At 74.2% G+C, this 23,816-nt stretch carries 22 protein-coding genes; 15 read left to right on the top strand and 7 right to left on the bottom strand.

Features of this window, described 5'->3' with window-relative positions; all coding sequences use genetic code 11:
- Positions 1-47 precede the first annotated feature (47 nt).
- The 4 genes from msrB to ABZ576_RS07970 form a co-directional block, all read right to left on the bottom strand.
- Positions 48-455, bottom strand: a complete 408-nt coding sequence (gene msrB / locus ABZ576_RS07985) for a peptide-methionine (R)-S-oxide reductase MsrB (RefSeq protein WP_360737272.1) — start codon at positions 453-455, stop codon at positions 48-50.
- A 15-nt stretch (positions 456-470) separates the two neighbouring features.
- Positions 471-1,859: a UDP-N-acetylmuramate--L-alanine ligase gene (murC, locus tag ABZ576_RS07980; RefSeq protein WP_360737269.1), complete on the bottom strand. Its 1,389-nt coding sequence runs from the start codon at positions 1,857-1,859 to the stop codon at positions 471-473.
- Positions 1,860-2,080: 221 nt separating this feature from the next.
- Complete coding sequence (locus tag ABZ576_RS07975) at positions 2,081-2,554, bottom strand: indole-3-glycerol phosphate synthase (RefSeq protein ID WP_360737266.1); 474 nt, start codon at positions 2,552-2,554, stop codon at positions 2,081-2,083.
- A gap of 130 nt (positions 2,555-2,684) precedes the next feature.
- Complete coding sequence (locus ABZ576_RS07970) at positions 2,685-3,419, bottom strand: pyrimidine reductase family protein (protein WP_360737264.1); 735 nt, start codon at positions 3,417-3,419, stop codon at positions 2,685-2,687.
- Between the two features lie 321 nt (positions 3,420-3,740).
- Between ABZ576_RS07970 and zapE the strand changes: the two genes are divergently transcribed.
- The 13 genes from zapE to ABZ576_RS07905 all read left to right on the top strand — a co-directional run bounded on the left by zapE (position 3,741) and on the right by ABZ576_RS07905 (position 18,614).
- The gene (gene zapE, locus ABZ576_RS07965) at positions 3,741-4,844 is read left to right on the top strand and encodes a cell division protein ZapE (RefSeq protein WP_360737262.1); all 1,104 of its coding nucleotides are present in this window, start codon (positions 3,741-3,743) and stop codon (positions 4,842-4,844) included.
- A 1,057-nt stretch (positions 4,845-5,901) separates the two neighbouring features.
- The gene (locus ABZ576_RS07960; protein WP_360737260.1) at positions 5,902-6,480 is read left to right on the top strand and encodes a carbonic anhydrase; all 579 of its coding nucleotides are present in this window, start codon (positions 5,902-5,904) and stop codon (positions 6,478-6,480) included.
- Positions 6,481-6,488: 8 nt separating this feature from the next.
- The gene (locus ABZ576_RS07955) at positions 6,489-7,970 is read left to right on the top strand and encodes a SulP family inorganic anion transporter (protein ID WP_360737257.1); all 1,482 of its coding nucleotides are present in this window, start codon (positions 6,489-6,491) and stop codon (positions 7,968-7,970) included.
- Positions 7,971-8,088: 118 nt separating this feature from the next.
- Complete coding sequence (locus ABZ576_RS07950; RefSeq protein WP_360737254.1) at positions 8,089-8,907, top strand: slipin family protein; 819 nt, start codon at positions 8,089-8,091, stop codon at positions 8,905-8,907.
- A gap of 76 nt (positions 8,908-8,983) precedes the next feature.
- The gene (locus tag ABZ576_RS07945; RefSeq protein WP_360737252.1) at positions 8,984-9,853 is read left to right on the top strand and encodes a PPK2 family polyphosphate kinase; all 870 of its coding nucleotides are present in this window, start codon (positions 8,984-8,986) and stop codon (positions 9,851-9,853) included.
- Between the two features lie 36 nt (positions 9,854-9,889).
- Complete coding sequence (locus ABZ576_RS07940; RefSeq protein WP_360737249.1) at positions 9,890-11,413, top strand: FAD-dependent oxidoreductase; 1,524 nt, start codon at positions 9,890-9,892, stop codon at positions 11,411-11,413.
- A 91-nt stretch (positions 11,414-11,504) separates the two neighbouring features.
- On the top strand, positions 11,505-12,341 hold the full coding sequence (locus ABZ576_RS07935) for a polysaccharide deacetylase family protein (protein WP_360737247.1): 837 nt from the start codon (positions 11,505-11,507) through the stop codon (positions 12,339-12,341).
- 20 nt (positions 12,342-12,361) lie between these two features.
- Positions 12,362-12,544, top strand: coding sequence for a hypothetical protein (locus ABZ576_RS07930; protein ID WP_360737245.1), 183 nt, complete (start codon positions 12,362-12,364; stop codon positions 12,542-12,544).
- Positions 12,545-12,668: 124 nt separating this feature from the next.
- Positions 12,669-13,349 carry an aminoacyl-tRNA hydrolase gene (locus ABZ576_RS07925; protein ID WP_360737633.1) on the top strand — a complete coding sequence of 227 codons (681 nt, stop codon included), beginning with the start codon at positions 12,669-12,671 and terminating at the stop codon, positions 13,347-13,349.
- 179 nt (positions 13,350-13,528) lie between these two features.
- Positions 13,529-14,908 (top strand): DUF692 domain-containing protein, encoded by a 1,380-nt coding sequence (locus tag ABZ576_RS07920; RefSeq protein WP_360737242.1) that lies wholly within the window; start codon positions 13,529-13,531, stop codon positions 14,906-14,908.
- 138 nt (positions 14,909-15,046) lie between these two features.
- Entirely contained in the window at positions 15,047-15,895 is an 849-nt protein-coding gene (locus tag ABZ576_RS07915) for a DUF4142 domain-containing protein (protein WP_360737240.1), read from the top strand.
- Between the two features lie 129 nt (positions 15,896-16,024).
- The gene (locus ABZ576_RS07910; protein ID WP_360737238.1) at positions 16,025-16,804 is read left to right on the top strand and encodes a TIGR04222 domain-containing membrane protein; all 780 of its coding nucleotides are present in this window, start codon (positions 16,025-16,027) and stop codon (positions 16,802-16,804) included.
- Between the two features lie 148 nt (positions 16,805-16,952).
- Entirely contained in the window at positions 16,953-18,614 is a 1,662-nt protein-coding gene (locus tag ABZ576_RS07905) for an alpha/beta hydrolase (protein WP_360737235.1), read from the top strand.
- Positions 18,615-18,720: 106 nt separating this feature from the next.
- Here the strand turns inward: ABZ576_RS07905 and hemQ are convergent, their stop codons facing one another.
- Together hemQ and hemG are read right to left on the bottom strand one after the other, a co-directional pair.
- Positions 18,721-19,452: a hydrogen peroxide-dependent heme synthase gene (gene hemQ / locus ABZ576_RS07900; protein ID WP_360737233.1), complete on the bottom strand. Its 732-nt coding sequence runs from the start codon at positions 19,450-19,452 to the stop codon at positions 18,721-18,723.
- A gap of 5 nt (positions 19,453-19,457) precedes the next feature.
- Positions 19,458-20,912, bottom strand: a complete 1,455-nt coding sequence (gene hemG / locus ABZ576_RS07895; protein WP_360737231.1) for a protoporphyrinogen oxidase — start codon at positions 20,910-20,912, stop codon at positions 19,458-19,460.
- Positions 20,913-21,071: 159 nt separating this feature from the next.
- Between hemG and ABZ576_RS07890 the strand changes: the two genes are divergently transcribed.
- Together ABZ576_RS07890 and ABZ576_RS07885 are read left to right on the top strand one after the other, a co-directional pair.
- Complete coding sequence (locus tag ABZ576_RS07890; protein WP_360737228.1) at positions 21,072-22,052, top strand: DUF4349 domain-containing protein; 981 nt, start codon at positions 21,072-21,074, stop codon at positions 22,050-22,052.
- A 27-nt stretch (positions 22,053-22,079) separates the two neighbouring features.
- On the top strand, positions 22,080-23,489 hold the full coding sequence (locus tag ABZ576_RS07885) for an FAD-dependent oxidoreductase (RefSeq protein WP_360737226.1): 1,410 nt from the start codon (positions 22,080-22,082) through the stop codon (positions 23,487-23,489).
- Here the strand turns inward: ABZ576_RS07885 and ABZ576_RS07880 are convergent.
- Positions 23,486-23,767 carry a hypothetical protein gene (locus ABZ576_RS07880; RefSeq protein ID WP_360737223.1) on the bottom strand — a complete coding sequence of 94 codons (282 nt, stop codon included), beginning with the start codon at positions 23,765-23,767 and terminating at the stop codon, positions 23,486-23,488. The genes ABZ576_RS07885 and ABZ576_RS07880 overlap by 4 nt on opposite strands.
- Positions 23,768-23,816: the final 49 nt, after the last annotated feature.

Here is a 23,816-nt window from a genome sequence, read left to right as displayed (position 1 = left end):
CTGCTTTTCTGGAGACCGGGGCGGCCCCGGCCACGGCCGCCGTGGGCTCAGCCCTCGTCGGGGGCCAGGCGCAGGGAGATCGAGTTGATGCAGTAGCGCTGGTCGGTCGGGGTCGGGTACCCCTCGCCCTCGAAGACGTGTCCGAGGTGGGAGCCGCAGCGGGCGCACCGCACCTCGGTGCGGACCATCCCGTGGGAGCGGTCCTCGACGAGCTCCACGGCGTCGGTGTCCTTCGGGTCGTAGAAGGACGGCCAGCCGCAGTGCGAGGCGAACTTGGTCTCCGAGGTGAACAGGTCGGCGCCGCAGGCCCGGCAGGAGTACACGCCCTTGGTCTTGGTGTCCGTGTACTCACCGGTGAAGGCCGGCTCGGTGCCGGCCTGGCGCAGCACGGCGTACTCGGCCGGCGTCAGCTCCGCGCGCCACTGCTCGTCCGGCTTCTCGACGTCGTACGACATGAGCTCTCAGCCCCTCTACTGCGACAGGCGGTCCAGGATCAGCGGGCCCAGGTCCGTCACGTCGCCCGCGCCCATGGTGAGAACGAGATCACCGGGCTTCGCCATTCCCGAGATCACCGCGGGAATCTCCGTCTTGTCGTGCACGGCGGTGACGTCGGCGCCCGCCGCGCGCGCGGCCTCGACGATGAGCTCGCTGGTGACGCCGGGGACCGGGTCCTCACGGGCCGGGTAGATGTCCAGCACCACCGAGGCGTCGGCGAGGGCCAGCGCCTGCCCCATCTCCTTGCCCAGTTCCTGGGTGCGGGAGAAGAGGTGCGGCTGGAAGACGACGAGGATGCGGGCGTCGCCGGCGGCGGCGCGCATGGCCTCCAGGTCGGCGGTCATCTCGGTCGGGTGGTGGGCGTAGGAGTCGATCACCTGGACGCCGGCCGCCTCGCCCTTGAGCTGGAGGCGCCGCTTGACGCCGGTGTAGGCGGCGAGCGCGGGCGCCAGCTCCGCGGCCGGGATGCCGAGGGCGGCACCGGCGGCGAGGGCGGCGACCGCGTTGAGGGCGTAGTGGCGGCCGGGCACGGACACCGCGAAGGTCAGCTCCTGCCCGTCGAGCAGGGCGGTGACCTGGCTCTTCAGTCCCTGCGGGACGATCGACAGGACGCGCACGTCGGCGTCCTCGGCCTCGCCGTACGTCACGGTCCGCACCGACCCGGCCAGCCGCCGGGTCAGCTCCCGGGCGCCCTCCTGGTCGGCGGAGACCACCAGCGTGCCACCGGGCACGATCTTCCCGGCGAAGGTCTGGAAGGACTCGTAGATCTCGTCCATCGAGGCGTAGTTGGCGTGGTGGTCGAGTTCGACGTTGAGGACGATGGCGACCTCGGGCGCGTACTTGTGGAAGCTGCGGTCCGATTCGTCGGCCTCGGCGACGAAGATGTCGCCCTCGCCGTGCAGCGCGTTGGAGCCGGGCGCGTCCAGGTCGCCGCCGATGGCGTACGACGGGTCCAGCCCCAGCTCGGACAGCGAGACGGCCAGCATCGAGGTGGTCGTGGTCTTGCCGTGGGTGCCCGCCACGGCGATCGGGCGCAGGCCGGTCATCAGCGCGGCCAGCGCGTCGGAGCGGTGCACGACCGGGATGCCCAGCTCGGCGGCGCGGGCCAGCTCGGGGTTGTCGTGGCGGATCGCCGACGACACGACGACACAGCTCGCGTCGTCGGCGAGGTGCTCCGCGGCGTGCCCGATGTGCACGGTCGCGCCGAGCGCGCGCAGCGCCTCGGCGGTCGCGGACTCCTTGGCGTCGCTGCCGGCCACCGCGGCCCCGCGCTGGGCGAGGATCTTGGCGATACCCGACATTCCGGCGCCGCCGATGCCGATGAAGTGCGGTCGGTCCATGGCGGTAGGAAGGCCGGGTGCCATGCGTTTCTCCCCAGAGACGGTACGAGCGGAAGCAGACCTAGCCTATGCGCTCGGGCACCGGGTGCCTCGCAAGGAGGGGCACCGGCCGGGGCCGACAGGTGCGGGGACCCGCGCGGTGAGCCACCCGGCACCCGCGACCGCACCCGGCTCCGACGCCCGGCCCGCAGCCCCTGCTCCCTGCTCCCTGCTCCCTGCTCCCTGCTCCCTGCTCCCTGACGGTGCTACGCCTTGCTGTGAGAGAAGAGCTTCAGCACCGGCACCCCCACCTTGTGCCGGGCCCGGGACGCCCAGTCCCGGTGGAAGAACTCCTCCACGTAGTGGGGATCGGTCAGCACGATCACCTCGTCGGCGTTCACCTCGGCGACCAGTGACTTCAGCGCGTCCAGCGGATGGTCCTCGACCAGCCGCCCCTCCGCCCCGCTCCCCGCGGAACGCAACGCCTGGAGCGAGACGTCGAGGGCCTGCCGGCCCACGCTGCGCGCCTCGTGACCCTCCGGCGTCTCCCCTTCCCGCACCGCCTCGTCGAGTTCGCCGAGCGCGATGTCGTCGATGGCCCGCAGCAGCCGGTCCGCCTGGTCGCCGCGGGGCTGGAGCAGCACGTGGAAGGAGACCGGCTCGTCCCCGTGCAAGGTGGTGACGAACTCCACGTCGGCGGAGGTCAGGGCCTTCTCGATCATCAGAACGCTTGTGAACACCAGGCGCCTCTTTTCCTTGGAGGGCCCGGCAGGGCCCCTGCGGAAACCATCCTTCCCCGTGATCGCACGGGTATCGCCGGCCTGTGTCCGCCCAGCCGCCAGCCAACCGGAACAGCAGACTCCGCTACCGTCAGGACCGACGGTAACGACTGAACAGGAATCCGTCCTCCTCCAGCAGGGACACGAGGGAGAACCGGCGCGGCACGGCGACCGACGGCCCCCCGGCGATGCGCTGCGCGTCGCCCGCGGTGAGCATCGGCGAGACGGTCAGGCACAGCTCGTCCAGCACCTCGGCGGCGATCAGCTGGCCGAGCAGCCGTGGGCCGCCTTCGGTGAGCAGCCGGGTGTGCCCGAGTCCGGCGAGGGTCTGCACCGCCCGGGCCGGCTCCACGCCCATGCCCTCGCCGGCGATCACCACCCGGGCGCCGGCCTTCTCGGCGGCGGCGACCCGGTCGGGGGCGGCCGCGGCCCCGGTCAGGATCAGCGTGGGCACCAGGGGCGAGGTGAACAGCGGCAGGGTGAAGTCGAGCTCCAGGCTCGCGCTGACGACCGCGATCGCCGGGACCGGACCCTGTCCGGCCGCCTCTCGGGCCGCGGCGAACTCCGCACGCGCGCGTGCCGGACGGTACCCCTCCTGCCGTACCGTTTCCGCGCCGACCACGACGACGTCCGCGAGGGCCCGCAGCGTGCCGAAGATACGCATGTCGGCGGCGCTGGAGATGGGCTGGGAGCGGCCCTCGTGCTGGGCCGCGCCGTCGAGGGAGGAGACCATGTTGGCCCGCAGCCACGGCCGCGGGCCGCCCGGTGCGGGTGCCGGGTAGGCGTAGGCGGCGGCCAGCTCGGCCAGGCTCCACTCCCGGTCCACGAGCGCGGCGGCCCCGGCCGGTCCCGCGGCGCCCGCCGCACCGGCGCCGGCACCAGTACCGACAACGGCACCAGCACCAGCACCAGCACCAGCACCAGCACCAGGGTGCGCCTCGGCGCCCCCGCCAGGCACCGGGGACCCGGTGGCCACAGGCGCCCCACCGGCGAAAACGCCCTGGCCCGAGGTGGTCGTCCCCTCCCCCGCCGGGCCCCGGCCGGTGGACTCGGCCCCACCGCCAGGGGCCTGGGCTGCTGTTTCTTCGGTCACAGGGAACAGGCGTCGCATGTCGTGCAGTCTGACACGGCGCTTAGCATGAAACCCGTGTCGTCCTCCACCGCCGCCCCTGGATCCAGCCCTCTGCCGGACGCGGGCCCGCTGTCCCTGTGCGCCCGCGAGCCGCACGTCCCCGCCGACCGGCTGGTCGCCGAGATGGTGCCACCACCGCGCTTCGACTCGGTCCGCTTCTCCACGTACATCCCGGACCCGAACCAGCCGAGCCAGACCGAGGCCGTCGGGATCCTGGAAGGCTTCGCGGCCGGGCTCGGCGGGGCGCACGCCGTCGGCGGCGGCAAGCGCGGCCTCTTCGGCTTCGGCAGGCCGAAGGCCCCGAAGACCCCGGCCGGCCCCCGGGGCGTCTACCTGGACGGCGGCTACGGCGTCGGCAAGACCCACCTGCTCGCCTCGCTCTGGCACGCCACCCCGGCCGAGCCCGCGCTCAAGGCGTTCGGCACCTTCGTCGAGCTGACCAACCTGGTCGGAGCGCTCGGCTTCCAGAAGACCGTGCAGACGCTGCAGGGCCACCGTCTGCTGTGCATCGACGAGTTCGAGCTGGACGACCCCGGCGACACCGTCCTCGTCTCGACGCTGCTCGGCAAGCTGGTCGAGGCGGGCGTGGCGCTCGCCGCGACCTCCAACACGCTGCCCGGCAAGCTGGGCGAGGGGCGGTTCGCCGCCGCCGACTTCCTGCGCGAGATCCAGGGTCTCTCGGCCCGCTTCCGCACCCTGCGCATCGACGGTGAGGACTACCGCCACCGCGGCCTGCCCGAGGCGCCGGCGCCCTTCTCCGACGAGGAGGTCATGAAGACGGCCTTCGCCACCGAGGGCGCCTCGCTGGACGACTTCCCGCACCTGCTGGAGCACCTGGCCAAGGTGCACCCGAGCCGCTACGGCGCGCTGACCGACGGGGTCCGGGCGGTGTGTCTGACCGGCGTCGAGCCCGTCCCGGACCAGTCCACCGCACTGCGGCTGGTGGTCCTCGCCGACCGGCTCTACGACCGCGAGGTCCCGGTGCTGGCCTCGGGGCTGCCCTTCGACAAGCTGTTCAGCGAGGAGATGCTGAAGGGCGGCTACCGCAAGAAGTACTTCCGCGCGATATCCCGGCTCACCGCACTGGCCCGGGACGGCAAGGACCTCCTGGGCGCCTGAGCCGTACCTGCCGCGCCCCCTCGGCGCCCGAGCCGTACCTGCCGCGTCCTCGGATCCGGGCATCCTCGGATCCGGGCCTCCTCGCGCCCTCACGTCTCCGCTTCCCCGCGCCCCCGGATCGCCGATCCGGGGGCGCCGTCGCCTGATGCCCGGCGAGGCTCGGAGCGAGCCGCCGGCCGCGGTGGCGGTGGCGGTGGCGGTGGCGGTGGCGGTGACACACGCTCAGAACCCTCCCCCCCCCGGGCACGCCTCGGGTAGCCGCGACAGCGGCCGCTGCCAACAAGTGGCCGGTTTTGGGCATATGACGCTGGCTCAGTCCGCGGTAGCGGACGGCCGTACACCCCTGCGATGGGCAACTCCCGCCGCCACCCGTCGCGGCCGCCAATAGTCGATCCAGCCCGTGCGGGGCAAGAGCGAGTTCACGCCACGTCACCCGCACTTTTCACGCTCTCTTGTGCGCGTAACTCGCAGTTAACCCTGCAAACGGTTTTGCAGGGTTAATGTGTTTCTTGACCATCCATTGACCAAGGCTTGGTCTGGACAAGAAACGTGAACTCTACGGAGGGGGGCTCATGTTCCGAGGCACGACAACCCGGAGCCTGCTTGCCCTCCTCGGCGTGGCCATGCTCGCGTTCCAGCTCTTCACCCCCGCCGGAACCTTCGCATCCGCGCACACACCCGGTCAGGTGTTGGCCAAGGCTGAGCGACCGGAATCGATCCCTCCGTGCCACCAACGCGCGCGAGTCAAGGACACCGTCCGCGCTCCCGGCCACGCGGGGCAGCCCTTGGGCGCACCGCACGCACGCGACCGCCACCGCGGTCCCACCTTCGGCTGGAGCCAGCAACCCTGCCTCATATACGGCCGTTCGGCCGGGGCGGGTTCACCGGGGCCCTGCGCTGCCCCTCACCCCCACGCGCCCAGAGCCTCCCGAGCCCATACACCAGCGGCGCTTCAGGTCTTCCGCTGCTGAGAGCCGGGCCGCTCTCTCTCCCCCCCACATACGAAGCTCGTTCAAGTCCGACGCGCCAGGCAGGCGCGCCAGGAGGAACCCATCACATGCAGCCCCTCATCGACAACGCCCGTACCTTCGGACAGCGCCCTGAGGAGTTCGCCAAGCTCGCCGAAGGCCAGTCCCCGCAGGTGCTCTTCATCACCTGCTCCGACTCCCGGGTCGTCCCGGCCCTGATCACGGGGGCCCGACCCGGCGAACTGTTCGAGCTGCGCACCGCGGGCAACATCGTCCCGCCGTACGCGTCCGAGCACCCCACCAGCGAGGCCGCCACGATCGAGTACGCCGTGGAGGTGCTCGGCGTCCGCGACATCGTGGTCTGCGGCCACTCGCACTGCGGTGCCGTCGGCGCGCTGGTGCGCGGTGACGACCTGAACGCCGTACCGGCCGTGCGCGACTGGCTGGTCACCGCCACCCCGCGCCCGGCCGGCGCGGCCGAGGACCCGGAGGTCGCCGAGGGCGTCCAGAGCCATGTCCTGACCCAGCTGCTGCGCCTGCGCTCGTACCCCTGCGTCGAGCGGAAGGTGAAGGAGGGTCAGCTCGACCTGCACGCCTGGTACTACGAGGTGCACACCGGCGCCGTACGGACGCACCGCCCGCAGACCGACACCTTCGAGTCCCTGTGAGCACGCCGATGACCGACAACCGCACCCTCATATCCCGTTTCCCGCACCTGAAGGAGGACTTCGCGGCCTCGCTCGTGGTCTTCCTGGTCGCGCTGCCGCTGTGCGTGGGCGTGTCCGTCGCCTCCGGGGCACCGGCCGAACTCGGCCTGGTCACCGGCATCGTGGGCGGCATCGTCACCGGATTCATGCGCGGCAGCAGCCTGCAGGTCTCGGGTCCGGCGGCCGGCATGACCGTGCTCGTCTACGAGGCGGTCAAGGAGTTCGGGCTGCCCGTGCTCGGCGTGATCGTGCTCGCCGCCGGCGTCCTCCAGGTGGCCATGGGCCTGCTGCGGCTGGGCCGCTACTTCCGCGCCATCTCCGTCTCCGTCGTCGAGGGCATGCTGGCGGGCATCGGCCTGGTGATCATCGCCGGACAGCTGTACCCGGCGATGGCCACCAAGGCGCCCGACTCCGGTCTGGACAAGATCTTCGGGGTGCCCGGCGCGTTGTGGGACGCCTTCGGCGAGACCAAGGCCCTGGCGTCGCTCGCGGTGGCCGCGGGCACCATCGCGGTGATGCTGCTGTGGAAGCACACCCCGGCGAAGGTCCGCGCGCTGCCCGGTCCGCTCGCCGCGGTCGGGCTCGCCACGCTGGCCACGGTCGCGTTCGACCTGCCCGTGGCCACGGTCGAGGTGCAGGGCCTGCTCGGCTCCATCCAGCCGCCGCCGCTGAGCGCCTTCGGCGAACTGGCCGGCGTCGGCCTGCTGGGCACGGTCATCGCCTTCACCCTGATCGCGTCCGCCGAATCCCTGTTCAGCGCGGCGGCCGTCGACCGGCTGCACTCCGGTCCGCGCACCGAGTACAACAAGGAGCTCCTCGCCCAGGGCGCCGGCAACATGGTGTGCGGAGTGCTCGGCGCGCTGCCGATGACCGCGGTGATCGTGCGCAGCGCGACCAACGTCCAGGCCGGCGCCCGGACGAAGGCCTCCAGGGTGCTGCACGGCGTCTGGCTGCTGCTGTTCGCCGCCCTGCTGCCGGACGTGCTCGCGTACATCCCGATCCCGGCCCTCGCCGGCGTCCTGATCCACGCGGGCTCCAAGCTGATCCCGGTCCGGTCGCTCGCCGGGCTGTGGCGCGAGCACCGTGGGGAGGCGTTCGTCCTGGCCGCCACGGCCGTCTCGATCGTCGCGGTCAGCATGTTCGAGGGCGTGCTCATCGGTCTCGCGCTGGCGGTGGTGAAGACCGCCTGGGAGGCCTCGCACGTCAAGCTGGAGGTCGTCGACAAGGGCGCGGGCCCGATCGAGGCGTACCTCGCGGGGAACGCGACCTTCCTGCGGCTGCCGAAGATCCTCGACAGCCTGGAGTCGCTGCCCCAGGACCGTCCGGTCCGGCTGGACCTGTCCGGGTTGCACCACCTGGACCACGCCTGCCGTACGGCCCTGGACAACTGGGCCGAGCGGCACAGCGCGGCGGGCACCGAACCGGTCAAGCTGCTCACCACGGCCGCGTGAGCGCCCGTAGCTGAGCCCCGCTCGTGGGGCCGGGATCCCGGGACCTCTCGGCATCCCGGCCCCACGGGCCTATCGTGGCAGCAGTGGACAGAACCGGCCTCTGTGCGAGGAGGTCACCATGGTCGAGGACCTGCTGCTGATCCTGGCGGGGGTGGGCTCCGCCGGGGTGGTGTACCTGGCCGCGGCGGCGCGGGTGGTCAAGCAGTACGAACGCGGGGTGCTGTTCCGGCTCGGCCGGCTCGCGGGGGACGTGCGGGCGCCGGGCCTGACCCTCATCATCCCCTTCGTTGACCGGCTGCAGAAGGTCAACATGCAGATCGTGACGCTGCCGGTCCCGGCCCAGGAGGGCATCACCCGCGACAACGTGACCGTCCGGGTGGACGCGGTGGTCTACTTCCGGGTGATCGACGCGGCGAGCGCCCTGGTGAAGGTCGAGGACTACAAGTTCGCGGTGTCGCAGATGGCGCAGACGTCGCTGCGGTCGATCATCGGCAAGAGCGACCTGGACGACCTGCTCTCCAACCGCGAGAAGCTCAACCAGGGCCTGGAGCTGATGATCGACAGCCCGGCGGTGGGCTGGGGCGTCCAGGTCGACCGGGTGGAGATCAAGGACGTGTCCCTGCCCGACACGATGAAGCGGTCGATGGCCCGCCAGGCCGAGGCGGACCGGGAGCGCCGGGCCCGGATCATCAACGCCGACGCCGAGCTCCAGGCGTCCCGGAAGCTCGCCGAGGCCGCCCAGCAGATGTCCGGCACACCTGCCGCGCTCCAGCTGCGGCTGCTCCAGACCGTGATGGCGGTGGCCGCCGAGAAGAACTCCACGCTGGTCCTGCCCATCCCGGTGGAACTGCTGCACTTCCTGGAGCGGGGCGGGCAGCCGACGCTGCGGGAACAGGCCCTCGAGCCGCACGCCGACGGCGGACCGCCCCCCGGCTAGCGTGCCGGGGCGCCCTGCGGGAACCCGGCCGTCGCGCCCGGGCCCCCGGGAGGCAGCCCTGACGGAAGGAGCGTCCGTGCCGAAGAACCCGGCCGGGGAAAAGGACCAGGCCCTGCGGGAGCTGCTGCGGCTGCCGCAGGGCGAGCGGATCGACCTCGCCGGGTACGACGCCGGGGCCACGCCCGGCGCCCCGGACGGCAAGGAGGCCGCGCTGGCGGACGCCGCCCGTACCGGCAGACGGCTGGCGGGGCTCCAGGAGCGGCTGTGGGCGGCGGGCACCGCGGGCGACCGCCGCCGGGTGCTGCTGGTGCTCCAGGGCATGGACACCAGCGGCAAGGGCGGCACGGTCAAGCACGTGATCGGCCAGCTCAATCCGGCGGGCTGCCGGATCACGGCGTTCAAGACGCCCACCGAGGAGGAGCGGCGGCACGACTTCCTGTGGCGGGTGCGGCGCGCGCTGCCCGCGCAGGGCGAGATCGGCATCTTCGACCGCTCGCACTACGAGGACGTCCTCATCGCCCGGGTCCGGCACCTCGCCCGGCCCGCCGAGATCGGCAGCCGCTACGGCCTGATCAACGACTTCGAGCGGTCCCTCGCCGAGGACGGCGTCACCCTCGTCAAGTGCTTCCTGCACCTGTCCCCCGAGGAGCAGAAGCGCCGTCTGCTGCGCCGTCTCGACCGGCCCGACAAGCACTGGAAGTTCGACCCCGGCGACATCGAGGAACGCGCCCTGTGGCCCGCCTACCAGGAGGCGTACGAGCTGGCCCTGGAGCGTTGCGCGGCCCCGTACGCGCCGTGGTACCTGGTGCCGGCCGACCGCAAGTGGTACCGCAACTGGGCCATCACCCGGCTGCTGGTGGAGCACCTGCGGGAGCTGGATCCCCGGTACCCGGACGCCGGGTTCGACGTGGCGGAGTGCCGGGAGCGGCTGCGGAAGCAGACGTGAGGACGTGAGGCCGGCCGGGCGGGGTACCCGTCGGTCATGCGTGAGCAGCGGAAGGTCACCGATTCGTACTGGCTGCGGACCGCCCCCGGGCCGTCCCACCCCGCCCTCGACGAGGACGTCGACGTGGACGTGGCCGTCGTCGGCGCGGGCATCGCCGGGCTGAGCACCGCCCATGAGCTGGCCCGGGCCGGGCGGCGGGTGGCGGTGCTGGAGGCCGGGCGGGTCGCGGCCGGCGTCACCGGCCACACCACGGCGAAGGTGACCGCCCAGCACACCCTGGTCTACGACCGGCTCCGGCGCACCCGGGGTCCGGAGGCGGCGCGGCTGTACGCGCGTTCGCAGTCGGAGGCGATCGGGCACGCGGCGGCGCTGGCGGCCGAGCTGGGTGCCGACTGCGAGTGGGAGACCAGGGACGCCTACACCTACGTCGTGGACCGGTCGCGGGTGGAGGAGGTACGGGCCGAGGCGGAGGCCGCCCGGGAGGCGGGGCTGCCGGCCGAGTTCACCACGGAGACCGGGCTGCCGTTCGAGGTGGCGGGCGCGGTCCGGGTGGCCGGGCAGGCCCAGTTCCACCCCCTCAAGTACCTGCGGGCGGTCACCGCCGACCTGCTCGCGCGGGGCGGCCTGGTGTACGAGGGGACGCGGGTCACCGGCCTGACGGAGGGGGATCCGTGCCGGCTGACCACCGAGGCGGGCGCCACGGTCACCGCCCGGGACGTCGTGATCGCCACCCACTACCCGGTCTTCGACCGGGCCCTGCTGTTCGCGCGGCTGTCCCCGCGCCGGGAGCTGGTGGTGGCCGGGCCGCTCGGCGACTGCCCGGACCCCCGGGGCACGTACATCACCCCCGACGAGAACACCCGCTCGGTGCGCACCGCGCCGTACGGGCCCGACGGGCGGCGGCTGCTCATCGTCACCGGCGAGCACTTCACGCCGGGCACCGGCGATCCGCAGGCCGGTTTCGACCGGCTGGCCGCCTGGGCCGAGGAGCACTTCCCCGGCGCGACCATGGAGCACGCCTGGGCCACCCAGGACAACTCGTCCACCGACACGGTCCCGCTGGTCGGCCTCTTCCACCCGGGCGCCCGGCACACGTACGTGGCCGCCGGCTTCGGCGGCTGGGGCATGAGCAGCGGCGTCATGAGCGGACTGCTGCTGACCGCCCTGATCACGGGCCGGGAGTGCGCCTGGCGGGAGCTGTACGACCCGCGCCGGCTGAAGCCGGTGGTGCGCGAGGCCGGATCGCTGCTGAAGACACAGGCGGAAGTCGCCGGGCACTTCGTCGGCGACCGGCTCAAGCCCGCCGCTTCGGTGGAGGACCTGGCCCCCGGCGACGGCGCGCTGGTCCGGTCGGGCGGTGAACGGCTCGCCGTGCACCGGGACGGCGACGGGACCCTGCACGCCCTGTCGGCCCGCTGCACCCACCTGGGCTGCCTGGTCGCCTTCAACAAGGCCGAGTGCGCCTGGGAGTGCCCCTGCCACGGTTCGCGTTTCGCCGTCGACGGCACGGTGATCCAGGGGCCGGCGGTCAAGCCGCTGGAGCGGCGCAAGCTGGACTGACGGAGGCGGTTCCCCGCCACGCGGGTGACCGCACGGCCGCGCCACCGGTCATATCAACGTATGAACGGATTTCCCGCTCTACGTTCGTGGGGTGATCCCACGAGTACGCCGTATCGCCGCCGCCTGCGTCCTGGGCGCCGCGCTCACCGCCTGCGGCGCGGGCGGCGGGCGCCCGGCCCCGGCCACGCCCTCCGCTTCCCCCTCGCCCGCCCGGCCGCCCGTGCTGGCCCCGGGCCCCGGCGGGCTCACCCCGGTCTTCGAACACGGCCCGCGCACCCGGGGGAAGACCGTCGCGCTCACCTTCGACGCCGACATGACCGCCGACCAGGGGCCCCGCGCGGCCTCCGGGGAACACTTCGACAACCCGGGACTGATCGGCGCCCTGCGCGCGCTGAAGGTGCCGGCGACCGTCTTCATGACCGGCCGGTGGGCCGACCAGTACCCCGCCGAGGCCCGCGGTCTCGGCCGCGACCCGCAGTTCGAGGTGGCCAACCACTCCTGGAGCCACTACGCCTTCACCGACGACTGCTACGGCCTGCCGAGAGTCGCCGCCGACGGCATGCGGGCGGACGTCCGGCGGGCGTACGCCTCGCTCCGCGAGGCGGGCGTACCGAACCCGATGCCGTACTTCCGCTTCCCCGGCGGCTGCTACGACCGGCAGGCGCTGCGCGCGCTGAGCGACCTCGGGGTGACCGCGGTGCAGTGGGACGTGGTGAGCGGCGACGCGTTCGCCACGGACGCCGACGCGGTGGCCCGGCAGGTGCTCGACGGGGTGCGGCCGGGCTCGGTGGTGGTCATGCACTGCACCCGCAGCGCCGCCCCGACCACCGAGCGGGTCGTCCGCACGGTCGTGCCGGAGCTGCGCCGACGCGGCTACCGGTTCGTGAAGGTCTCCGAGCTGATCGCCCAGACCGGCCAACGCCCCTGACGCCGTCCTACGCTGGAGGCATGAGCGACGAGGACTACTGCACGATCACCGGGGCGGTGAAACCGGCGAAGGCCGACGGACCGCCGTACGCCGAGTGTGTGCTGTGCCGGGAGCCGACGGAGTACCCGGAGTCGTACAAGGGGATCACGCTGTGCCCCCGGTGCGAGTGGCAGGAGGCCCAGCGCACCGCGTGTTCCGGGTGAACCGGCCCGCTGCGCGTTGCCGTCGGACCGGCCCGCTGCAGCACCGCGCGTTGATCGGCCCGCCCGCGGCTTCGTAGGGTGGGCTTCCGTGAGCCACCTTCCCGCACCCTCCGCCGACAGTCCCATGCGGCCCGCCCGCCACGCCCGCGACGAAGCGCCGCAGTTCGTGCTGCCGCTCGTCGTACGCATCGAGCGCGGCGCGCCGCCCGCCCGTACGGACGCGCTGGAGACGGCCGCCCGGGCCGTCCTCGTGCTGCTCGGCGACGAGCGCGCGCACGGCGACGGGGAGTGGGCCGAGGCGGTGCGGAACTGGGAGGACGCGCGGATCCGGAAGGTCGTGCGGCGGGCCCGGGGCGCCGAGTGGCGGCGCGCCGGGACACTGCCCGGGATCACGGTGACCGGCGCGTCCGCGGAGGTCCGTGTCTTCCCGCCGATCCCGCTGGACGGCTGGCCCAAGGACCTGGCGAAACTGCAGGTGTCGGGCACCGAGCTGGACGACCCGGAGCCGCCCGCCACCGCGCGAGCCGGGGAGCCGGTGCTGTGGCTCAACCCGGACCTGGAGATGTCGGCGGGCAAGGCGATGGCCCAGGCCGGCCACGCCGCCCAGCTGGCGTGGTGGGGGCTGTCGGAGACCGAGCGCGCCGCCTGGCGGGAGGCCGGCTTCCCGCTCTCCGTCCGCACGGCCGCCCCCGCCGACTGGCCCCGGCTCACCGCCGGCGCGCTGCCGGTGGTGCGCGACGCCGGCTTCACGGAGATCGCGCCCGGGTCGTGCACCGTGGTCGCCGACCACCCCGCGCTGCGTTGAGGGGCCGGAGCGGGCACGGCCCGCACGGCGCCGGGGAGCCGGGCGGTGCGGCCGGGCCGCCGCCCCGTCAAGCTCAAATGTTGCTCTGAACCCGGGGCGCGGGAGGTTGGGGGCCGCGCGCCGGGGCCATACCCCCGTCACTCGACGCGCGAGCGTGATGCCGAGGAGGGGGAGGACGCATGCGGCCACTGGGGACCGGGATCGGATGGCGGCCGGAGATCGCGGACGCCGTGGAACGCATGCCGGGCATCGACTGGGTGGAGGTCGTGGCGGAGAACGTCTGCCCCGGCCACCTCCCGGAGTCGCTGCTGCGGCTGCGCGAGCGCGGGGTGACGGTGGTCCCGCACGGGGTCTCCCTCGGACTCGGCGGCGCGGACCACCCCGACGAGGGGCGGCTGACGGCGCTGGCCGAGCGGGCGCAGGCCCTGGGCGCGCCCCTGGTCACCGAGCACATCGCGTTCGTCCGGGCCGGCGGGGCCCTCACCGCGTCGCCGCCGCTCGAGGCCGGTCATCTGCTGCCCGTGCCGCGCACCCGGGAGGCCCTGGACGTGCTGTGCGAGAACGTCCGCATCGCCCAGGACGCGCTGCCCGTACCGCTGGCGCTGGAGAACATCGCCGCGCTGTTCTCCTGGCCGGACGAGGAGCTGACCGAGGGGCAGTTCCTGTCCGAGCTGGTGGAGCGGACCGGCGTACGGCTGCTGATCGATGTGGCCAACCTGCACACCAACCACGTCAACCGCGGTGAGGACCCGGCCGAGGCGCTGGCCGCGCTGCCCCTGGAGGCGATCGCCTACGTCCATGTCGCGGGCGGCTTCGCACGCGACGGCGTCTGGCACGACAGCCACGCGCACCCCGTGCCGCGCCCGGTGCTCGACCTCCTCACCGGTCTCGCCGCCCGGGTGGCACCGCCCGGGGTGCTGCTGGAGCGGGACGAGAACTTCCCCGAACCGGCCGAACTGGAGCGGGAATTGACGGCCGTCCGGGAGGCCGTGGCCGCGGGCCGGGCACGCGCGGCACGGGGTACGGCGGCCGGCGGCACGGCGCCGGCGGGCACGGCCGGGGCGGTGGCCGGGGGCGTCGGGGTCCTGGCGCGGCCGGCGGCCGGCGTGCGTGAGCGGGTCGGGGTGGCGCAGACCGCCGTGCTGTCGTCCCTGGTGGCGGGGACGCCGGTGCCGGAGGGGTTCGACCGGATACGCATGGGGGTGCAGGCCCGGGCGCTGGCGGCGAAGCGGGCGGGCGTGGTGGCGAAGGTGGCGCCCGAGCTGCCGGTGATCCTCGGGGCGGGGTACCGGCAGGCGTTCCTGGACTACGCCCGGCAGCGGCCGATGCGGGGCGGGTACCGGCAGGACGCGCTGGACTTCGCCGGGCACCTGCTGAAGCTGGGGCGGCCGGCGGACGCGGCGGCGCGGCGGGCCCTGCGGGACTGGTGGCTGGACCGCTCCGGACCCGCACCGCGACGACGGGGGCCGGCGGCGCGGGCGCTCACGGCGCGCTGGTTCCCGCCACGGGGACGCGCGGCGCGGTCGCTCGGGGCACGGCTGCCGCGGCGCGCGGTCTGACCGGGTGCCCCCGGGGGACGACGACCATCCGGGGCACCGCCGTCGCGCACGGCCGCCGCGCCCCGCGCCCGCGGGCCCCTCCCGGACCCCCAGTAATATGCCAGGGCCGCACCTCCGGCGTGCGGTGCAGGAGGCACCATGCGACCGCGTCCCCCCGTCGGCGGCCGAGGCATATTCAGCGGCACCGGGCTCATCATCACCGCCCTGGCGGCCACGGCCGTCGCGCTGCTCGTCCCGCTCTGGTCGTACGCCGACCGGCAGGACCCGGCGAGCGCGAGCGTGCTGGGCGCACGCACCGTGACGACCCCGTACGGCCCGCTGTCGGCGCAGGACCGGGACTTCATCACGAAGGTCCGCCTCGCGGGCCTGTGGGAGCTGCCCGCCGGCGAGCTGGCGCAGCGGAAGGGGACCACGGCGGCCGTCCGTACCGCGGGCGGACACCTGGTGGACGGCCACACCTCCTTGGACGCGCACGTCCGGACGGTCGCCACCCAACTCGGCACGGCCCTGCCGAACGAGCCGAACGACCAGCAGAAGGAGTGGCTCGCCACCCTGGAGGCGGCCGAGGGGCAGGACTTCGACCGCCGGTTCGCCGCCATCCTGCGGCTCGCGCACGGACGGGTGTTCTCCCTGGTCGCGCAGGTCCGGGCCGGCACACAGAACTCCCTGGTCCGCGATCTCGCCGACAACGCCAACGCGACCGTGCTGGATCACATCAAGGTCCTGGAGGCGACGGGGTACGTGGACTTCGCCGCGCTGGCCGAGGAGCTCGCGGCCTCCGCGTCCCCGGTGCCCGCCCCGCCGGGGGTCGACCCGAGCGCGGCGGTGCCGGTCGGGCCCGCGCCGGCGGCCGCCACACAGACGGGCGCCTCGCAGGGCACCCCGCCGCAGGACGACACGTCACGGGCGGGCACCTCGCAAGTGGAGGCCCCCGTCTCCTCGCCGCCCGCCGTCACCGGCCCGCCACCGGTGACGAGCAGCCGCTGACCGCGGCCCGCCGCCCCTGGGCAGCCCGGCGGCCGGTCCGGCAAACGGAACGTCACATACCCACAACACTCGGTCCGCATGCTGGAAAAGGCATGGCGTCCGCCCGGCCCCCTGGCATACAAACACGTCATGTTCTGGGTCCTTCTCCTGCTCCTGGCCTGGGCGTTCGCCGGTACCGCCTGTGCCCGGCTGTGCCTGACGGCCGTCCGCGCGGCCGCCGTGGAAACGCGTGACGCGCCGGCGGGCCGGGAGCGTGATCTGACGCTGTACGAGGCCGCGTTCCTCTCCGGCGGCCCGGCCCGGGTCGCCGACGTCACGCTGGTCTCCATGGCCCGCCAGCGCCGGCTGCTGCTCGCGCACACCGGCTGGGCCACGGTCGTGGACCCGCGCGGGCGCGACGAGATGGAGGAATCCGTCATAGGGGCCATAGGGCCTGAGGGGCAGTCACGGATCGCGCCGGTACGGGCGAGGGCGGCGGGCGCGGAGGCCGTGCGCCGGCTGGCCGACGGGCTGGTGCGGGCGGGGCTCGCGGTGCCCGAGGGCGCGGGGACCGGTGTGGGGTCCGCCGTCCGGCAGGTGCGGGTCGCCGCGCTGGCCGTGGCGGCGCTGGGCGTGACCGCGCTGCTGCTGCCCGTCCCGACCGACACGCCCCGCCTGCTGGTGGGCCTGTGGTTCGCGCTGCCCCTGACGCTGTCGCTGAGCTGCCTGGCCATCGCCCGGTTCGAGGTGCACCCGTATTCGCGCTGGGCCTCCCCCGCCGGGCAGCGGCTGCTGGGCGCCCTGACCGGGGGGCCGGCCGGTGACGAGCGGTCGTTCCTCACCTCGGTCGCCGTCCGGGGCATCCGCGCGATCGGCGAGCCGGAGCTGCGCGCCGCCTTCACCCACCGCGACCAGCCGTGGCGGGAGTGAGGGCGGCTGGGAGGGGCTCATAGGGGGCATTGGAGCCGACACCGGCCGGGTGGTGCTTGCCTTCCCCCGCGGGCGAACGAAACATCCCTTGTGTGCCGCCGGGCCGTGGCCGCCACGCCATCGCCGCCGCGCACCGAAGGGATACGCGATGAAAGCTGCCGCCCTCTACTCGGCCGCCGGGTCCTTGCTCCTGACCACCCTGGCCGCGGCCCCGGCGGGCGGCGCACCCGGCACCCCGGGCACACCGGGGACCGCTCCCGACGCGGCCGAGCGGCACGGCACCGCAGTGGCCTCGGCCCGCGCCCGGGCGGCCGGCATCGACTTCGGCCCCTGCTCCGCCGACGACGTGCCGCAGGCGCCGGCCGGTGTGCGGTGCGGCACGGTGACCGTCCCGCTGGACTACGCCCACCCCGACGGCCGGCAGATCCAGCTGACCGTCAGCCGTGCCCGGGCCACCCAGAAGGACCCGCACAACAGCAAGCGGAAGGTCCCCCGGCGGGGCGCCCTCGTCTTCAACCCGGGCGGCCCCGGCGCGTCCGGCATGTACTTCCCGCTCGTCGGCGCGGTCCCGCAGTGGAAGCGGATCGCCGCCGCCTACGACCTCGTCGGCTACGCCCCGCGCGGGGTGGGCCGGTCCGCGCCGCTGAGCTGCGAGGACCCCAAGCGCCATGTCAAGGCGCCCACCGCGTCCCCGACGCACCCGTCGGAGGCGTACAAGCGGCAGCGCATCGCCCAGGCGAAGGCGTACGCGCGCGGCTGCGCCCAGCGGTCCGGGAGCCGGCTGCGGTTCTACACCTCGCTCGCCAACGCCCGGGACCTGGACGTGCTGCGGGCGGCGCTCGGCGAGGACCGGCTGACGTTCATGGGGGCGTCGTACGGCACCTACTTCGGCGCGCTGTACGCGGCGATGTTCCCCACGCACCTGCGGCGCATGGTGCTGGACTCGGCGGTGAACCCCGACCCGGAGAAGATCTGGTACCGCAGCAACCTCGACCAGTCGGCCGCCTTCGAGGAGCGCTGGGCGGACTTCCGGGACTGGATCGCCCGGCACGACGACGTCTACCGGCTCGGTGACACACCCGCGAAGGTGCAGCGCAGCTACGACACCGCGCGCGAGCGGCTGGCCGGGAAGGCGGCGGGCGGCAGGGTCGGGCCGGGCCAGCTGCAGAACGTGTTCCTGGCGGCCGGCTACTACGACGACTTCTGGCCGAGCCGGGCCGAGGCCCTCTCGGCCTACCTGCGCGGCGAACCCGGGAAGCTGGTCGAGCTGGCCGCGCCGAGCCCGGAGTCGGCCGCCGGGACGGAGAACGGCAGCGCGGTCTACACGGCCGTCGAGTGCAACGACGCGCCCTGGCCGGCCGACTGGAGGGTGTGGGACCGCGACAACACGCGCCTGGCCCGGGTGGCGCCGTTCGAGACCTGGGACAACGCGTGGATGAACCTGCCGTGCGCCTACTGGCCGGCGCCCCGGCAGCGGCCGCTGGACGTGCGGACCGGGCCGGGTGAGCTGCCGCCGGTGCTGATCCTGGCGGCCGAGCGGGACGCCGCCGCGCCGTACGCGGGCGCCCTGGAGATGAACCGCCGGCTGGCCGGTTCGGTGCTGGTGACCGAGCGGGACGCGGGCACGCACGGCGTCGCGGGCGGCCCCAACAGGTGCGTCAACGGCTACCTGGACGCCTATCTGCTGGCGGACCGCCTCCCGGCGCGGCACGCGTGGTGCGCGCCGCGCCCGGAGCCGGCCGCCTCCGGCGGTCCGGCCGGGGAAGAGGCCCGGCGGGACGGCCTCCGGGGGAAGGCCGGGCGGCGTTAGGACCACCCGGTGGGGTGCCGCGCCGTGCCGTCGGCGGCCGGTGGCGGCGGGTCGCGCCCCCGCGGCCAAGCCGCACGCCGCTACGGCCGCGCGCCCCCGCAAGGGCTCAGGCCAGCCCCGCCACCAGTTCGCCGATGTCCTTGCGGCGGCCGGTGAAGAACGGGATCTCCTCGCGGACGTGCATGCGGGCCTCGGAGGCGCGCAGGTGGCGCATCAGGTCGACGATGCGGTACAGCTCGTCGGCCTCGAACGCCAGGATCCACTCGTAGTCGCCGAGGGAGAACGAGGCGACCGTGTTGGCGCGCACGTCCGGGAAGCCGCGGGCCATCTTGCCGTGGTCGGCGAGCATGCGGCGGCGGTCCTCGTCGGGCAGCAGGTACCAGTCGTAGGAACGCACGAACGGGTAGACGCTCACGTAGTTCCGCGGCGTCTCGTCGGCGAGGAACGCCGGGATGTGCGAGCGGTTGAACTCGGCCGGGCGGTGCAGGGCCATGTTCGACCACACGGGGGTGAGCGCGCGGCCCAGCTTCGTGCGCCTGAAGAGGTTGTACGCCTCCTGGAGCTGGTCGCTGGTCTCGGCGTGCCACCAGATCATGAGGTCGGCGTCGGCGCGCAGGCCGGAGACGTCGTAGGTGCCGCGGATCGTCACGTCCTTGGCGGCGAGCTGGTCGAACAGCTCCTGGACCTCGTCGGCGTATCCCGTGCGGTCCTCCGGCAGCGCGTCCTTCAGCCTGAAGACCGACCAGAGGGTGTAGCGGATGACCTCGTTGAGGTCCTTGGCCAGCTTGCCCTTGTTCGGGATCCTGCCGGACTCGGTGGTGGGGGCGTCGTCACTCATGGTCCCTATTCTCCCGCTCCGCCGTGCAGGCTCTGCACCGGGTTGGCCGTGAGCTCGCGGACGCCGGCCGGGTCGCCGTCCAGCCGGTCCACCGCCGCGTACGCGCTCGCGATGCACGCCGGGATGCCGACGCCGTCGTACGGGGCACCGCACACCGCGAGCCCCGGGAGCTTGGCGACCTGTTCGCGCACGCGGGCCACGCGCGCGTGGTGCCCGACGGGGTACTGGGGCAGGCCGTCGGTCCAGCGGGTCACCCTGGTCTCCAGCGGTACGGCGTCCAGGCCGGTGGCCTCCCTCAGGTCGTGCCGGGAGACCTCCACGAGGTCGGCGTCGTCCCGGCCGAGCACCTCCGTCTCGCCGTGGCGGCCCACGGAGGTGCGCAGCACGACCACGTCCGGGTCCTCCTCGGCGATCCAGCCCCACTTCTGCGAGGCGAACGTGGACGCCTTGATGGTGCGGCCGTCGACGGGCGGCACCAGGAAGCCGCTGCCCTCGGGCAGACGCAGGCCGGCGCGCCGGTAGGCGAGCGTGATCAGGGCCATCGAGGCGTACTCGACGGCGGCCAGCTCGGCGGCGGCTGCCGGGGACTCGGCGCGCAGCAGTCCGGCGGCGGCCGGGGCGGGCACGGCGACGATCACCGCGTCGGCGTGCAGCACGCGCTCCCCGGCGGTGATCCGCCAGCCGCCGGCCGCCTCCCGGCGCAGTTCCCGCGCCGGTGTCCCGGTCAGGATCTCGCCGCCCCGGGCGCGCACCGACTCGGCGACGGCGAGCGGCAGCCGGCCGACCCCGCCGGCGATGCCCATGAAGACCGGCCCGGTCTGCTGCTGCGCGGCGGCCTTCGCCTGGATCTCCCGGACGCCCTCGGTGAGGGAGGTGTGGGCGCGCGCGGCCTGGAAGAGCTGCGGGACGGCCGAGCGCATCGAGATGCGGTACGCGTCGCCCGCGTACACCCCGCCCAGCAGGGGTTCGACCAGCCGGTCGACGACCTCGCGGCCGAGCCGGGCCGCCACGTACTCCCCCACGGCCACGTCGTCGCCGACCTCGGTGCGGGGCAGGTCGGTGTCGCGCTCGATGCGGGCCAGGCCCTCCTCGGAGAGGACACCGGAGAGCACGGCGGCGGTGCCGGGCACGCCCATCACATGGCCCTTGGGCATGGGCCGCAGGGCGCCCCGGGTCCAGATCGAGGCGGTGGCGGTGGCCGGCGGCTGGAGCCGCTCGCCCAGTCCCGCCTCGCGTGCGAGGGCCACCGCCTCGGGGCGGCGGGCCAGCATGGACTCGGCGCCCAGGTCGACCCGGACGCCGGCGATCTCGCCGGGCAGCAGCTTGCCGCCGACGCGGTCGCCGGCCTCCAGCACGGTCACGCGGGCCCCGCGCGCCAGCGACCGGTGCGCGGCGGCCAGCCCGGCGATGCCGGCCCCGATGACGACGACGTGCCCCAAGCCCCTACCCGTTGCGCTCATGCCTCCCACTCTCTCAGACCCCGCCTGCGCCCCCGCCGGGACCCGGTGGCCGGCCCGAGTCCGGACCGTGACCGCATCGGGACCGGCGGCGCCCAACGTTCCCGCCCGCTCCGGCGTCGAAGGACCGTCACAGCCCACAGCCCTCGGGGGGTACCGCCCATGCGCACCACACGCACCTCACGCACCACCACACGTTCCGCCCGCTCCGTCCGGGCGCTGTCCGGGGTCCTGCTCGCCGCGTCCCTCGCGCTCGCCGGGTGCAGCGGCGCGGACGACTCGGGCGGCGGCACGGCGAAGTCCGCCGCGGACGACGCCGGCGCCGCACCGGCCGAGGCCCGGGGAGCGGAGAACGGGAAGGCCGCGCGCAAGGCCCCCGAGCTCACCCCGGACGCGATCATCCGCACCGCGTCCCTGACGGTCGAGGTCAAGGACGTGGCGAAGGCCCTGGCGGAGGCCCGGACCACCGCCGAGGACGCGGGCGGCTACGTCGGCAGGGAGAGCACCGGCCGGGACGCCGACGGCCACGAGCACACCCGGGTCGTGCTGCGCGTGCCCACCGAGAGGTACGACGAGGTCCTCGCCGGCCTCCAGGGCACGGGCCGGCTGATCGACCGCACGGCGAAGGCGGTCGACGTCACCGACCAGGTGGTGGACGTGGACAGCCGGATCAGGTCGCAGCGGGCCAGTGTGGACCGGATCCGGGCACTGATGGACAAGGCGACCAAGCTGAGCGACGTCGTCGCCCTGGAAGGGGAGTTGAGCAGCCGTCAGGCCGACCTGGAGGCACTGCTGGCCCGGCAGGCGTCCCTGAAGGACCGCACGAGCCTGGCCACGATCACCCTGTCGCTGTCCGGGACCCCGGCGCGGCAGGCGGACGACGACGGGCCCGGCGTCACGGACGCGCTCGCGGGCGGCTGGCACGCGTTCGTCGCCGTGCTGCGCTGGATCGTCCTGGTGCTCGGCGCCGCCCTGCCGTTCCTGGCCCTGGCCGCGCTCGTGGTGGTGCTGTGGCTGCGGGTCGTGCGTCCCCGGCTGCCGCACCGCACGCGGTCCGCGCCCGCGCCGGCCGCGCCCGCGCTCGGCCCGCTGCCGTCGGCCCGCCCGGCACCCGGCTTTGCGCAGGAGGCGGAGCGCGACTGACGTCCCGCGCCCCGTAGCGTGTGCGGCATGAGCATGAGCGGTGGACGGGACGGCAACGGCAGGGAACGGCTGGTCGTGATCGGCGGCGACGCCGCGGGCATGTCCGCGGCGTCGCAGGCACGGCGGCTGAGGGACCCGGGGGAACTGGAGATCGTGGCCTTCGAGCGCGGCCACTTCACCTCGTTCTCCGCCTGCGGGATCCCCTACTGGGTGGGCGGCGAGGTACCCGAGCGGGACCGGCTCGTCGCCCGTACGCCCGAGGAGCACCGGGCGCGCGGGATCGAGGTGCGGCTGCGCACCGAGGTCACGGAGATCGACGTGGCCGGGCAGCGGGTCCGGGCGCGGGACGTCGATTCCGGCGCCGAGTCCTGGACGCCGTACGACAAGCTCGTCATCGCCACCGGAGCCCGGCCGGTCCGCCCGGACCTGCCCGGCGCGGACGCCGCCGGCGTGCACGGCGTGCAGACCCTCGACGACGGCCAGGCCCTGCTGGACACCCTGACCCGCACGCGGGGCCGCAAGGCGGTGGTCGTCGGGGCCGGCTACATCGGCGTGGAGATGGCAGAGGCGCTGATCAACCGGGGTTTCGAGGTGACGGTCGTCAACCGCGGCAGGGAGCCGATGTCGACGCTCGACCCGGACATGGGCCGGCTGGTGCACCGGGCCATGGAGGGCCTCGGCATCACCATGGTGAACGACGCCGAGGTCACCAAGCTCCTCACCGGGGAGGACGGCCACGTCCGCGCGGTGGCCACGGAGGACGCCGAGTACCCCGCAGACCTGGTGGTGCTCGGTATCGGCGTCCGCCCGGAGACCTCCCTGGCGCGGGCGGCCGGCCTGCCCCTCGGCGCCCACGGCGGGCTGCTCACGGACCTCGCGATGCGGGTGCGCGGGCACGACAACATCTGGGCGGGCGGCGACTGCGTGGAGGTGCTGAACCTGGTCTCCGGTCAGACGCAGTACGTCCCGCTCGGCACCCACGCCAACAAGCACGGCCAGGTCATCGGCACCAACGCCGGCGGCGGCTACGCCACCTTCCCGGGGGTCGTCGGTACGGCGGTCAGCAAGGTCTGCGACCTGGAGATCGCCCGCACCGGCCTGCGCGAGAAGGACGCCCGCCGGGTCGGGCTCCGCTTCGAGACGGTCACCATCGAGTCGACCAGCCGCGCCGGCTACTACCCGGGCGCCGCCCCCATGACGGTCAGGATGCTCGCCGAACGCCGTACGGGCCGGCTGCTGGGCGTGCAGATCGTCGGCCGGGAGGGAGCGGCGAAACGGGTCGACATAGCGGCGGTGGCGCTGACCGCGCGGATGACGGTGGAACAGATGACGGCCCTGGACCTGGGCTACGCCCCGCCGTTCTCACCGGTGTGGGACCCCGTGCTGGTAGCGGCGCGGAAGGCCGCCTCCGCGGTGCGGGCGGCCGAGATCCCCTAGGCCGTCCCGCTGATCCGCGGCAGGGACGTGACCGCCGTGGAGGCGGCCGCCGGCTGCTCGCCGGAGGGCCTGGCGTGGGAGGCGGACGGCCGGGCCGAGCGCAGGCGGTGGCTCACCGCCTCGTCCAGCGTCACCGGCCGCTGCATCTGCGAGGCGAGCCGCCCCGCCTCCTGACCGAGCCGCGCCAGGTCCTCCCAGGGGAGCCGTACCACCAGGGAGAGCTCGGCCTCGCCGTCGGGCAGCGCGTGCATCGCCGGAACCTGCGGAGTGTTCGTCATCGCCTGATCCTCACGTCGGTTGAGGAGACATACGCACACCCGCCCGGCG

The organism is Streptomyces sp. NPDC013455, from assembly GCF_040632975.1.
Lineage (GTDB): Bacteria > Actinomycetota > Actinomycetes > Streptomycetales > Streptomycetaceae > Streptomyces.
This window is presented reverse-complemented; position numbering and strand designations above follow the sequence as displayed.

Coding starts and splice junctions, on each gene's coding strand:
- murC (WP_360737269.1), bottom strand. CDS start 1,859: ATGGCACCCGGCCTTCCTACCGCCATGGACCGACCGCACTTCATCGGC.
- ABZ576_RS07925 (WP_360737633.1), top strand. CDS start 12,669: ATGCGGCCCGCCCGCCACGCCCGCGACGAAGCGCCGCAGTTCGTGCTG.
- ABZ576_RS07960 (WP_360737260.1), top strand. CDS start 5,902: ATGCAGCCCCTCATCGACAACGCCCGTACCTTCGGACAGCGCCCTGAG.
- ABZ576_RS07910 (WP_360737238.1), top strand. CDS start 16,025: ATGTTCTGGGTCCTTCTCCTGCTCCTGGCCTGGGCGTTCGCCGGTACC.
- ABZ576_RS07940 (WP_360737249.1), top strand. CDS start 9,890: ATGCGTGAGCAGCGGAAGGTCACCGATTCGTACTGGCTGCGGACCGCC.
- ABZ576_RS07950 (WP_360737254.1), top strand. CDS start 8,089: ATGGTCGAGGACCTGCTGCTGATCCTGGCGGGGGTGGGCTCCGCCGGG.
- ABZ576_RS07955 (WP_360737257.1), top strand. CDS start 6,489: ATGACCGACAACCGCACCCTCATATCCCGTTTCCCGCACCTGAAGGAG.
- hemQ (WP_360737233.1), bottom strand. CDS start 19,452: ATGAGTGACGACGCCCCCACCACCGAGTCCGGCAGGATCCCGAACAAG.
- ABZ576_RS07880 (WP_360737223.1), bottom strand. CDS start 23,767: ATGACGAACACTCCGCAGGTTCCGGCGATGCACGCGCTGCCCGACGGC.
- ABZ576_RS07890 (WP_360737228.1), top strand. CDS start 21,072: ATGCGCACCACACGCACCTCACGCACCACCACACGTTCCGCCCGCTCC.
- ABZ576_RS07930 (WP_360737245.1), top strand. CDS start 12,362: ATGAGCGACGAGGACTACTGCACGATCACCGGGGCGGTGAAACCGGCG.
- ABZ576_RS07915 (WP_360737240.1), top strand. CDS start 15,047: ATGCGACCGCGTCCCCCCGTCGGCGGCCGAGGCATATTCAGCGGCACC.
- msrB (WP_360737272.1), bottom strand. CDS start 455: ATGTCGTACGACGTCGAGAAGCCGGACGAGCAGTGGCGCGCGGAGCTG.
- hemG (WP_360737231.1), bottom strand. CDS start 20,912: ATGAGCGCAACGGGTAGGGGCTTGGGGCACGTCGTCGTCATCGGGGCC.
- ABZ576_RS07885 (WP_360737226.1), top strand. CDS start 22,080: ATGAGCATGAGCGGTGGACGGGACGGCAACGGCAGGGAACGGCTGGTC.
- ABZ576_RS07905 (WP_360737235.1), top strand. CDS start 16,953: ATGAAAGCTGCCGCCCTCTACTCGGCCGCCGGGTCCTTGCTCCTGACC.
- ABZ576_RS07920 (WP_360737242.1), top strand. CDS start 13,529: ATGCGGCCACTGGGGACCGGGATCGGATGGCGGCCGGAGATCGCGGAC.